We start from the raw sequence: 11,113 nt of genomic DNA on the forward strand, positions 1-11,113 counted from the left end.
GGAAGTTTTCTCCCAGGATGTGTCCAGCTTTGTGGACGCTGGCTGGCTCGGGTTCTTGGTGCGCATGGCGCACCCTACGGCCTGGCCGCACCTCGTAGGGTGCGCCGCGCGCACCAATTCTCCGATGCGCCGACAAAACCGGGTATGCCGCCACCGCTCCCACTTGCGGCTTAACGCTCGCTCAGCCCATGCTGTTGCAGCTTGTTGTACAGGCTGGCGCGGGAGATGCCGAGTTGCACGGCGGCCTGGCGTCGGTTGCCCTGGCAGGCGCGCAGGGCCGCTTGCAGGGCGGCGCGCTCGCTACGGGCCAGGCTCTCGGCCAGCGGCTCGGTCGAGCCGGGTTGTGGTGCAGGTGGCGGCTGTACCCTAGCTGGCGCCGCCAGTTTGCCGCTGGCGTCCAGCAGCGTGCCTATGCGTGCGGCGTCCAGCTCGGCGCCTTCGCCGGCCAACTGCGCCCGCTCCAGCAAGTTACGCAATTCGCGCACATTGCCGCTCCAGGGCTGTTCGGCGAGCAGGGTCAGGGCGTCTGCGCTCAGCTCCATCGGCGCCTGGCCGGAGCGGTTGGCGATATCGTCGAGCAGGTGTTCGATCAGCATCGCAATATCCTCGCGGCGCTGGCGCAGTGGCGGTACATGCAGGGCCAGGACATTCAGGCGGTAATACAGGTCATCGCGAAACTGTCCGGCGGCGACCTTGGCTTCCAGGTCGATATGGGTGGCGGCGATCACTCGCACATTCAGCGGTTTGACCTGATTGGAGCCGAGCGGCTCAACCTCCTGCTCCTGCAGCACCCGTAACAATTTGGCCTGCAATGCGAGCGGCAGATCGCCGATCTCGTCGAGGAACAGGGTGCCGCCGTTGGCCACCTCGAATTTGCCGATGCGCGCCTTGCGATCCGCGCCGGTAAAGGCCCCGGGCGCGGTGCCGAACAGCTCGGCCTCGACCAGAGTTTCTGGAATCGCTGCCACGTTGACCGCGACGAAAGGGCCGTTGGCCCGTGGCGACAGGTTGTGGATGCCCTGGGCCAGCAGCTCCTTGCCGGTGCCGGTTTCGCCGCGCAGCAGCACCGTTGCGTCCAGTTGTGCGGCGCGGCGGGCCTGGCGCTTCACTTCGCTGGCCGCCGGGCTGCTGCCGATAAAGCCGGCAATGGTGTAACGCGCGCGGCGCGCCTTGGCCAGTTCGTGCTGGGTGGCGACCAACTGGCTTTGCAGCACGTTGAACTTGGCCATCAGCGGCTTGAGGTGACGGGCGCGGTCGAACAACACAAAGCCCAGGGCACCGACCAGGGTGCCGTCCTCGTCACGCAACGGAATGCGAGTGACCACGAAGTGCTCGCTGCCGAAGGCCATCAGGTCGAGCATGCTCGGCTGGCCGCTTTCCACCACCTCACGCAGGCGGCTGGCTGGCAGCACTTCTTCGATCTCTTTGCCGAGCACGCTGCGCGGGTCGCTGATGCCGACCTTCTCGGCGTACTTGTCATTGATCCAGACGATGCGCGCCTGGCGGTTGACCGCGATGGTGCCCTCGCATTGCGCATTCAGATGGTCGAACAGCAGGGGCATGGCCACGGCGCGAAAACGCTCGGGCGAAACGCCGATGATCAGGCCGTGTTGATCGAGATCTGCGCGAGAAATCGCCATGGCAGCAGGGTTCCGAGGAAGGAGTGCGGCCGATTATGGCCAGCGCTGCGCGAAAGCGGCAAGGAACCTCGGATAAACCTGCGCGTTAGATCTTCTATACATGCCCGATTTATCCAATAACGCAGAACACCTTTGGATCTGGTCCGTATTCTGATCGCCATCCCTTGCCACCAGTCGGCGTCTATCTGCAAGTCGGCTTCGCTGGCGCCTTCTGGCTGAATATTCTGCTGACCCTGCTCGGCTTCATCCCCGGTATCGTTCACGCGGTGTACGTCATCGCCAAGCGCTGAGTTTGTTCTCGGCGAAGCTCACACAGCAAAAAGCCGCGCAGTGCGCGGCTTTGGAGTTGGTGGGCCCACACGGACTCGAACCGTGGACCAAAGGATTATGAGTCCTCTGCTCTAACCAACTGAGCTATGGGCCCTCAGAGGCCGGCGGAGTATACCGGTGCCGGCTCTGTAGTGACAACCGAACGCGTGGGTCGAGGAAGATTATGGGTGCGCTGGAGCTGTTTGCGCTCGGCTCGCGGCCCCCGGTGTTGAGAAGCAGCTCCCGGGTCTTGGTTTTTATGCCTTTGGCGATCGCCATGAGTTGCGTGCCGCGGCCAGGAGTAAGGGGGCGTGGGCGCTGATCGTTGTTGCGAGGGGCTTGGCTAGGCAGATAGCAAAACCCCCGGTTTGGGCCGGGGGTTTGGTATTACTCGTCGAGGAAGGAGCGTAGATGCTCGCTTCGCGTCGGGTGACGCAGCTTGCGTAGCGCCTTGGCTTCAATCTGACGAATCCGCTCGCGGGTTACATCGAACTGTTTGCCGACTTCCTCAAGGGTGTGGTCGGTATTCATGTCGATGCCGAAACGCATGCGCAGTACCTTGGCTTCACGCGCGGTGAGGCCGGAGAGTACTTCGCGGGTGGCTTCCTTGAGGCTTTCCACGGTCGCCACATCAATAGGCGATTGCATGGTGGAGTCTTCAATGAAGTCGCCCAAGTGCGAATCTTCGTCGTCGCCGATCGGGGTTTCAATGGAGATCGGCTCTTTGGCGATCTTCAATACCTTGCGGATTTTGTCCTCGGGCATTTCCATGCGTTCACCCAGCTCTTCCGGGGTCGGTTCGCGACCCATCTCCTGCAACATCTGCCGGGAGATACGGTTGAGCTTGTTGATCGTCTCGATCATGTGCACCGGAATACGAATGGTGCGGGCCTGGTCGGCAATCGAGCGAGTGATCGCCTGACGGATCCACCAGGTGGCATAGGTCGAGAATTTGTAGCCGCGACGGTATTCGAACTTGTCCACCGCCTTCATCAGGCCGATGTTGCCTTCCTGGATCAGGTCGAGGAACTGCAGGCCGCGGTTGGTGTACTTTTTGGCAATCGAGATCACCAGACGCAGGTTGGCTTCAACCATCTCTTTCTTCGCGCGACGGGCCTTGGCCTCGCCGATCGACATGCGACGGTTGATGTCCTTGATCTCGGCCAGCGTCAGGTCGCACTCGGCTTGCAGGGCAACCAGCTTCTGCTGGCAGCGCTGAATGTCGACTTGCAGGCCGCCGATGGCTTCCGCGTACTTGGCCTTGCCCTTGGCAAGTTGCTCAGACCAGGTCGCGTCGACTTCATTGCCTGGGAACAAGCGCAGGAAGTCAGCGCGCGGCATGCGTGCATCACGCACGCAGAGTTGCATGATGGCGCGCTCTTGGGCGCGCAAGCGCTCCAAGGCACCGCGCACACGAACCACCAGTGCTTCATACTGCTTGGGCACCAGCTTGATCGGCATGAACAGTTCGGCCAGGGCTTTCAGCTCAGCGATGGCTTGCTTGCTGCTGCGACCATGCTTCTTCAGCGTAGCCTTGGCAATCTCCATTTGCTCGGAGATGGCCGTGAAGCGGCGCAGAGCCTCTTCTGGATCAGGACCGCCATCGCCTTCTTCTTCCTCTTCGGCGTCGCTATCGTCCTCTTCCTTGTCGTCAGCGGCATCGGTGGCAGTGCCGTCGGCGACCGGTACCGGCGCGGCGGCTTCGGCAGGGACACTTCCGTCGTCGGGGTCGATGTAGCCGTTGAAGACTTCAACCAGGCGGCCACCTTCGGTGGTAACGCGGGTGTATTCGGCGAGGATGCTGTCGACTGTGCCTGGGAAGTGGGCAATAGCCCCCATCACTTCACGGATACCCTCTTCAATACGCTTGGCGATTTCGATTTCGCCTTCACGCGTGAGGAGTTCCACGGTGCCCATTTCACGCATGTACATGCGCACTGGGTCCGTAGTCCGGCCAATGTCGGTCTCGACCGCTGCCAACGCAGCAGCTGCTTCTTCCGCAGCCGCTTCGTCGGTATCGGCGTCGGCCAGCATAAGAGAATCCTTATCTGGCGCAACCTCGAATACGTTGATCCCCATGTCGTTAATCATGCGGATGATGTCTTCCACCTGCTCCGGATCTGAAATATCTTCGGGCAGGTGGTCGTTGACCTCCGCGTAAGTCAGGTAGCCCTGCTCACGACCAAGGGTGATCAACTCTTTGATACGAGACTGCTGTTGCGCTTTTCCGGACATAACACCCTATCCATTGAAGGTCTTGGCGGGCTAAAAACAAGCCGCGGATTATACCCGAATAAGACCCCTATGCGCCAGTTGGGCTCGGGATTACCGGTGATGCATTACGGCTTAGCAGGTTGCGCAGTTGGTTTTTTTCCTCTGCGCTCAACTCACTTTGACGGGCTTTGTTGATCAAATGTTCCAGGCTGCGCTCGCGCTGGCGAGCCACAAGGCTAGTTATAGTGTCGAAAAACTGTTGTTCAAGGTTATCGGCTGAAATCAGCCATTCCTTTTCCGCCAGAGCCCGTAACAGGCGGCCCTGCTCGGTGCCGTGCCAGCGCGCGATCAGCTGCAGTGCGCGCAGTTTCGGGTTTTTTTGCAGGGCGCCGAGCAGGGCTACCAGCAGTTGTGCGTAAGTGTCGTCTTCGGCGGCGAAGTGGCTGACGTCTTCAACATTCTGTGCCAGCTCGGGGTGATGCAGCAGGGTGCGCAAAGCGCTCAGGTGCGGCGATTCGACGCTGACAGCGGTGCGTGGCGCGCGCGGAGTGAAGTCGCCGCGGCCCTTTTTGCTCCATTTGCTGCCTTCTTTCTTCCAGTCGCCCTTGCCTTTATTGCGCTCGAAACCCGCTGTCGGGCTTGGGTTTTCATATTCATTGTGGCTGGGAGCGGTGTCGTAATAGGCGCTGTCGGGTATTTCGCCATGGTCCGGGTAGTAGTCGCCGGGTGCTGCGCCAGTGCTGGGTTGGGCGCTGCTTTTGGCGGTTGGCGCCATCTGGCTCAAGGCTTCGCCGCTGAGTCCGGTGATTTCGGTCAGGCGCTGGCGCATCAGGGTGCGCAGGTTGTTGCCGGGGATCTTGTCGATCAGTGGGGCGGCCAGGGTCACCAGGTGGGCTTTGCCTTCGAGCGAGCGCGGATCGGCTTCTGCGCTGAGTTGCTGGAAGAAATAATCAGCCAGGGGCTGGGCGTGCTGGTTGATGCGCGCGCGGAAGGCGTCAGTACCTTCGCTGCGTACCAGGGTGTCCGGGTCTTCGCCGTCAGGCAGGAACAGGAAGCGCGCGCGCCGGCCATCTTGCAGGCTTGGTAGTGTTGCTTCCAGGGCGCGCCAGGCGGCATTGCGCCCTGCGGCGTCGCCGTCGAAGCAGAACAATACGCTGGGTACGACGCGAAACAGGCGCTTGAGGTGCTCCTCGCTGGTTGCGGTGCCGAGGGTGGCGACGGCGTTGCGCAGGCCTTGTTGGGCGAGGGCGATAACGTCCATGTAGCCCTCGACCACCATGATCTCGTCGAGGTCGCGGTTGTGCTTGCGTGCCTCGAACAGGCCGTAGAGTTCCTGGCCCTTGTGGAATACCGGGGTTTCCGGGGAGTTCAGGTACTTGGGTTTGTCATCGCCGAGCACGCGTCCGCCGAAAGCAATTACCCGGCCGCGGCTGTCACGGATGGGGAACATGATGCGGTCGCGGAAGCGATCGTAGCGTTTGCCGCTCTCGGCGTTCTCTACCAGTAAGCCGGCATCAATCATGGCTTTTTGTTGCAGGCTGTCGCTGGCCAGGTGCTTGTGCAGATTATCCCAGCCGGGCGGGGCAAAGCCCATGCTGAAATCGCGGGCGATTTCTCCGGACAGGCCGCGACCCTTGAGATAGTCCACGGCGGCTTTACGCTGCGGATGGCTCTTCAGGGCCTGGCGATAGAAGTCGGCGGCGGCGGTCAGTAGCGGGTAGAGCGGTGAGTCGGTCGGTTGGCGCGGCTTGCTGTTGCGTCCGCCTTCCTCGCGAGGCACGTCCATGCCGGCGCGCTTGGCCAGGTCCTCGACTGCCTGGGGGAAATCCAGTTGGTCGTGGTCCATGATAAACCCCAGGGCGTTGCCGCCCGCGCCACAGCCGAAGCAGTAATAAAACTGTTTATCCGGGCTGACGCTGAAGGAGGGGGTTTTTTCTTTGTGGAAGGGGCAGCAGGCGGTGTAGTTCTTGCCGGCTTTTTTCAGCTGAATGCGCGAGGCGACCACGTCGACAATATCGGTGCGGTTGAGCAAGTCATCGATAAAAGACTGTGGGATCAGGCCGGCCATGGGCGCTCAGGATGCTGCCGTGTGAGGCAGTCAGGCAAATGTTACGGAAACTAAAAGACCCCGCAACACTCATGAGTGGTGCGGAGTCCGAAAGCGAAGCCCGGCCGAAACCGGGCATTCAGGCGTTGCGCTTGTACGTATTAGTACAGACGAACGCTGCGGCGCTGTTCGCGCTGTACTTTCTTGGCGTGACGCTTAACAGCGGCTGCTGCTTTACGCTTACGCTCGGAAGTCGGCTTTTCATAAAATTCACGGCTGCGAACTTCGGCCAGAACACCGGCCTTTTCACAGGAGCGCTTAAAGCGACGCAGAGCTACGTCGAAGGGTTCGTTCTCTTTAACTTTGACGGCTGGCATCCAGGGCGTACCTTCTTTATTACCGGGGGGTGTCGTACTCCTGGCAAATGGCGCTGGAGAACGTACGTTTTAAGGGTTGCGGATGTTACCCCCTCATCGCGAGGAATGCAAAGCCTCTGATCGAAAAGGACTGGTCTGAGTCCGTCAGCGCCGATTATCATGCGCGCCTTCTGGCGTTTAGCCCCTCGATATCAAGGCGTTGTCCATGCTGGTACTGGGATTGGAAACTTCATGCGATGAGACGGGTGTCGCGCTCTATCACAGTGAGCGTGGCCTGCTGGCCGATGCCTTGTTCAGTCAGATTGAGCAGCACCGCGTTTACGGCGGGGTGGTGCCTGAGCTGGCCTCGCGCGATCACGTCAAACGCATGCTGCCGTTGATTCGCGAGGTATTGGCCGAGGCTAAATGCACGCAGGGCGATATCGAGGCGATTGCATATACCGCAGGGCCAGGGCTGGTCGGCGCGCTGTTGGTGGGGGCGTCTTGTGCCCAGGCGCTGGCTTTCGCCTGGGGCATTCCGGCGCTTGGCGTGCACCATATGGAAGGTCACCTCCTGGCTCCGATGCTGGAAGAAAACCCGCCGGCTTTTCCGTTCGTCGCTTTGTTGGTTTCCGGTGGTCATACCCAGTTGGTGAGGGTCGACGGTATCGGTCGTTATCAATTGCTTGGCGAGTCGCTCGACGATGCCGCCGGGGAAGCTTTCGACAAGACCGCCAAGATGATGGGCCTGCAATATCCGGGCGGGCCGGAAATCGCGCGGCGCGCTGAGCAAGGCACGCCAGGGCGCTTTACTTTTCCGCGGCCAATGACTGACCGGCCAGGGCTGGATTTCAGTTTCAGCGGTTTGAAGACGTTTACCCTCAACACCTGGCAGCAGTGCCGCGCCGCTGGCGACGACGGCGAGCAGACCCGCTGTGACGTCGCCCTGGCGTTCCAGCAGGCTGTGGTCGAGACCCTGACCATCAAGTGCCGGCGCGCGCTCAAACAGACTGGGCTGCGCTCTCTGGTGATCGCAGGCGGGGTGAGTGCGAACAAGGCATTGCGTTTGAGGCTGGAGGAAATGCTGGCCGAGTTCAACGGGCAGGTGTTCTATGCCCGCCCGGCATTCTGCACCGACAACGGTGCGATGATTGCCTATGCCGGTTGTCAGCGCCTCAAGGCGGGCCAGCATGAAGAGCTGAACATCAAGGTGCAGGCGCGTTGGCCGATGGAGGCATTGCCGGCGCTCTAGTCGAAAGCCATAAGAGGGGCCGCCCCGTCTTCGACTTAGCGCTGTCGCGCAGCAAACTCTGTAGGAGCCAGCTTGCTGGCGATGCTTTTGACCTGCAAAGATCGCCAGCAAGCTTGCTCCTACAAGGCTTTGGAATATTTATTTTTTAAATATAAAACAACGAGTTATTTTTTTGATAAGGACGGGCGCGCCGCCGTCGAGCCCACTTGTGGCTTGCAGCTGCTACTCAAAAATGCCGTTCTTGGCCGTCGAAAAGATCGCGTAGGTTGCTGCGGTGCCGCCAGACCATCATGCCGGTTACGACGCTCATGGGGAGGAGTGCTGCAGGTTGCTGCCAGGCTAGCAATGGCAAGCTGATTGGGGTGGCGATCAGCGCGGCCAGTGAACTGGTGCGGGTCAGGTTGAAGCTCAGTAGCCAGGCGCAGATGGCCAATAGTGCGGCTGGCGGGTAAAGCCCCAGCAGCATGCCGGCCGCAGTGGCGACGCCTTTGCCACCACGGAAACGGAAGTACAACGGGTAGAGGTGGCCGATCACGGCCGCAAGGCCTAGCCAGGCTTGCTGTTGCATGTTGAGGCCGAGCAGGGCGCCGGCCAGAACCGGTAGCAGGCCTTTGAGCAGGTCGCCAAGTAGGGTCAGGATGGCCAGGCGTTTGCCGGCGACCCGCAGCATATTGGTAGCGCCGGGGTTGCCTGAGCCGCTGATGCGCGGATCCGGCCCACCCGCCTTGCGGCTGAGCAGGATGGCGAAAGACAGTGAGCCGAGCAGGTAGGCGAGGATCGCCAGTAGCCAAAACATGGTAGCCATTCCACGCTGAGGGAGTGGCGAGATTCTAGCAGGCGGTTGAAAAAGGTAGCGAGCGCAGGCTATGCCTCGGCTGCATTACTTTTATGGCGTGCTGGGCTAGCCTGGCACGTCGAAAGCGTGGCGTGTGCGTCGCAAATGAGCACTTAAACCTGATTTCAACGCCGTATAGTCATACACGGTAGTAGTTGTTACTTGGTCCGTCAGCGATATGCTGCGGCGTTGGCGTGTTGTGGAGAAAGTGTGTGGACACAGTGTTTATTGACGGCCTGGAAGTCGATACGGTAATCGGCGCCTACGACTGGGAGCGCACCATTCGCCAGTGCTTGCGCCTGGATTTGTGCTTGGGCTGGGACAACCGTCCTGCTGCCGCTGGTGATGACCTGAGCAAGGCGCTTGATTACGCGGCGGTGTCGGCGCGTGTGCAGGCTTTCGCCAGCGACGCGCAGTTTATTCTGGTTGAAACTTTTGCCGAGCGGCTGGCCGAGGTGTTGATGAGCGAGTTTCAGATCCCCTGGCTGCGTCTCAGGCTGACCAAGCCTGGGGCGGTGCCGGCGGCGGTTGGCAGTGTTGGTGTGGAGATCGAGCGCGGATGTCGCTAACTCCCGTAGTGCTTGGCCTGGGCAGCAATGTCGAGCGTGAGGTGCATTTGCAGGCCGGGCTCGATGCGCTGGCCAGCATGCTGCGCGACATGCGCTGTTCGCCAGTATTCGAAAGCCAGGCGGTGGGCATCAAGAGTGGCCCCTTCTTCAACCTGGTGGTGGCGGGCTATAGCGAGCTGCCATTGGGTGAATTTGATCGGCGGCTGAAATTTATCGAGGCGGACAACGGCCGTTATGCGCCCGAGCGCAAGGCGTTGCCTCTGGATATCGATGTGCTGTTGTATGGCGATCAGGTCGGCAATTTCGACGGGCTGGTGTTGCCGCGCGCAGAAATTCTGAAAAACGCCTTTGTGCTCTGGCCGTTGGCGCTGCTGCTGCCGGATCGCCTGCATCCTGCAGAGCAGCGCAGTTTTGCCGCCCTCTGGCGGGCGGCGCAGATCGAGCAGCAGCTGTGTCCCGTGCCATTCCAGTGGCGCGGCGTCGAACTGACTCCGAGCGAGTTGCTCCAGGCGTTTCCTAAACCGGCGTAGGGTGCGCCGTGCGCACCAGTGGATCGCAGCGCACACAGCCTACGACTGTGCCTTGTAGGCGTTGAGCGCCTTGAGGCGCTCGCGGTTGAGGGCCTCGCCCAGCTCGGGGCCTTGAAAACCCTGCTCTACCAACGGCTGTACCGCCACTGCGCGGGCGGCCTGCATGGCGCCGCGCAGGTAGGCCGCCTGCGGGTAATCGCGCTGCTCCAGCCCGTCCCTGCCGCGTGCATCCATCTCGCAGGCAGCAATGAACGCCTCGAAGCGCTGAGGGCGGCGAAACACATCGAAGTGTTGCAATAACTCCAGCAGCGTCGAGGCTTTCAGCTCCAGTGCGCGGTGGCCATGGGTGTGGTATTCGCCGACCAGCAGGGCCAGTTCCTGGCAGTCTTTCGGTGCCTTGCTGCGTGCGTTGATTGCACGGATCAGCTTCAGTCCGCGCTGTTCGTGAGCGATATGCCGAGGCCAGTCGGCCATTGGTGTCAGGCCTTTGCCGACATCATGCAGCAGGCAGGCCCAGCGTACTGCTAATGGTTGCTGGTGCTCGGCGCACTGGCGCATGACGCTGAGCACGTGCAAGCCGGTATCGATTTCCGGGTGATGGGCGGGCGGTTGTGGCACGCCGAACAGGGCGTCGACCTCCGGCAGCAGCGCTTTTAGGGCGGCACAGTCGCGCAGGACCTGGATAAACACATCGGGGCGCGGTTCGAGCAGGGCGCGGGAGATTTCCTTCCAGCTGCGTTCGGCGGTCAGTGCCGAGAGTTCGCCGGAGTCGCTCAGTTGCTGCATCAGCGCCAGGGTCTCGGGCGCCACGCGAAAACCCAGTGGCGCATAGCGCGCGGCAAAGCGGGCGACGCGCAGGACGCGCAGTGGGTCTTCGGCGAAGGCCGGGGAGACATGCCGTAGCAACCTGGCTTCGAGGTCACGTTGGCCGCCATAGGGGTCTATCAGGCGGCCCTGATCGTCCTCGGCCATGGCATTGACGGTGAGGTCGCGGCGGATCAGGTCTTCTTCGAGGGTGACGTCCGGGTTGGCGTAGAAGGTGAAGCCGCCATAGCCGCGCCCGCTCTTGCGCTCGGTTCGCGCCAGGGCATACTCCTCGCTGGTCTGCGGGTGCAGGAACACCGGGAAGTCTGCGCCCACCGGGCGATAGCCCTGCGCCAACATCTGCTCGGCGCTGGCACCGACCACCACCCAATCAACCTCTGTGACGTCGCGACCGAGCAGGCGATCACGCACTGCGCCGCCAACTTTGTAGATCTGCATGTCTGCTCCTCTGTAGGCGGCACAGCATAGCGGCTACAAGGCCTTGGCGGCCACGCTTTGAGTGTGTTGACAGGCGAGAGTGGAAGCGGGTTTCCGCA

9 protein-coding genes, 1 tRNA gene and 1 pseudogene are annotated in these 11,113 nt (G+C 61.4%); 4 read left to right on the forward strand and 7 right to left on the reverse strand.

Features of this window, described 5'->3' with window-relative positions:
• Positions 1–170 precede the first annotated feature (170 nt).
• Positions 171–1,640, reverse strand: a complete 1,470-nt coding sequence (locus tag Q8K09_RS20620) for a sigma-54-dependent Fis family transcriptional regulator (protein WP_305256875.1) — start codon at positions 1,638–1,640, stop codon at positions 171–173.
• 132 nt (positions 1,641–1,772) lie between these two features.
• Between Q8K09_RS20620 and Q8K09_RS20625 the strand changes: the two are divergent.
• Positions 1,773–1,930, forward strand: a pseudogene (locus Q8K09_RS20625) (YqaE/Pmp3 family membrane protein).
• 57 nt (positions 1,931–1,987) lie between these two features.
• Here the strand turns inward: Q8K09_RS20625 and Q8K09_RS20630 are convergent.
• The 4 genes from Q8K09_RS20630 to rpsU form a co-directional block, all read right to left on the reverse strand.
• Positions 1,988–2,064 (reverse strand) — tRNA-Ile (locus Q8K09_RS20630).
• Positions 2,065–2,336: 272 nt separating this feature from the next.
• Entirely contained in the window at positions 2,337–4,184 is a 1,848-nt protein-coding gene (gene rpoD / locus Q8K09_RS20635; protein WP_305256876.1) for an RNA polymerase sigma factor RpoD, read from the reverse strand.
• Positions 4,185–4,251: 67 nt separating this feature from the next.
• Complete coding sequence (gene dnaG, locus Q8K09_RS20640; RefSeq protein WP_305256877.1) at positions 4,252–6,231, reverse strand: DNA primase; 1,980 nt, start codon at positions 6,229–6,231, stop codon at positions 4,252–4,254.
• A 140-nt stretch (positions 6,232–6,371) separates the two neighbouring features.
• Positions 6,372–6,587 carry a 30S ribosomal protein S21 gene (gene rpsU / locus Q8K09_RS20645; RefSeq protein WP_003296736.1) on the reverse strand — a complete coding sequence of 72 codons (216 nt, stop codon included), beginning with the start codon at positions 6,585–6,587 and terminating at the stop codon, positions 6,372–6,374.
• A gap of 205 nt (positions 6,588–6,792) precedes the next feature.
• On the opposite strand from rpsU, the gene tsaD reads away from it, so the two are divergent.
• Positions 6,793–7,818, forward strand: coding sequence for a tRNA (adenosine(37)-N6)-threonylcarbamoyltransferase complex transferase subunit TsaD (tsaD, locus tag Q8K09_RS20650; protein ID WP_305256879.1), 1,026 nt, complete (start codon positions 6,793–6,795; stop codon positions 7,816–7,818).
• 226 nt (positions 7,819–8,044) lie between these two features.
• Here the strand turns inward: tsaD and plsY are convergent, their stop codons facing one another.
• Positions 8,045–8,614: a glycerol-3-phosphate 1-O-acyltransferase PlsY gene (gene plsY, locus Q8K09_RS20655; protein ID WP_305256880.1), complete on the reverse strand. Its 570-nt coding sequence runs from the start codon at positions 8,612–8,614 to the stop codon at positions 8,045–8,047.
• A gap of 251 nt (positions 8,615–8,865) precedes the next feature.
• Between plsY and folB the strand changes: the two genes are divergently transcribed.
• Positions 8,866–9,222 carry a dihydroneopterin aldolase gene (gene folB, locus Q8K09_RS20660; RefSeq protein WP_305256881.1) on the forward strand — a complete coding sequence of 119 codons (357 nt, stop codon included), beginning with the start codon at positions 8,866–8,868 and terminating at the stop codon, positions 9,220–9,222.
• Positions 9,213–9,752 (forward strand): 2-amino-4-hydroxy-6-hydroxymethyldihydropteridine diphosphokinase, encoded by a 540-nt coding sequence (folK, locus tag Q8K09_RS20665; protein WP_305256882.1) that lies wholly within the window; start codon positions 9,213–9,215, stop codon positions 9,750–9,752. Before folB ends, folK begins: the two co-directional genes overlap by 10 nt.
• Positions 9,753–9,791: 39 nt before the next feature.
• Here the strand turns inward: folK and Q8K09_RS20670 are convergent, their stop codons facing one another.
• On the reverse strand, positions 9,792–11,015 hold the full coding sequence (locus tag Q8K09_RS20670; RefSeq protein ID WP_305256883.1) for a multifunctional CCA addition/repair protein: 1,224 nt from the start codon (positions 11,013–11,015) through the stop codon (positions 9,792–9,794).
• Between the last annotated feature and the right edge of the window lie 98 nt (positions 11,016–11,113).

The organism is Pseudomonas sp., assembly GCF_030683065.1.
Classification (GTDB): Bacteria; Pseudomonadota; Gammaproteobacteria; order Pseudomonadales; family Pseudomonadaceae; genus Aquipseudomonas.

Coding starts and splice junctions, on each gene's coding strand:
- Q8K09_RS20620 (WP_305256875.1), bottom strand. CDS start 1,640: ATGGCGATTTCTCGCGCAGATCTCGATCAACACGGCCTGATCATCGGC.
- rpoD (WP_305256876.1), bottom strand. CDS start 4,184: ATGTCCGGAAAAGCGCAACAGCAGTCTCGTATCAAAGAGTTGATCACC.
- dnaG (WP_305256877.1), bottom strand. CDS start 6,231: ATGGCCGGCCTGATCCCACAGTCTTTTATCGATGACTTGCTCAACCGC.
- rpsU (WP_003296736.1), bottom strand. CDS start 6,587: ATGCCAGCCGTCAAAGTTAAAGAGAACGAACCCTTCGACGTAGCTCTG.
- tsaD (WP_305256879.1), top strand. CDS start 6,793: ATGCTGGTACTGGGATTGGAAACTTCATGCGATGAGACGGGTGTCGCG.
- plsY (WP_305256880.1), bottom strand. CDS start 8,614: ATGTTTTGGCTACTGGCGATCCTCGCCTACCTGCTCGGCTCACTGTCT.
- folK (WP_305256882.1), top strand. CDS start 9,213: ATGTCGCTAACTCCCGTAGTGCTTGGCCTGGGCAGCAATGTCGAGCGT.
- Q8K09_RS20670 (WP_305256883.1), bottom strand. CDS start 11,015: ATGCAGATCTACAAAGTTGGCGGCGCAGTGCGTGATCGCCTGCTCGGT.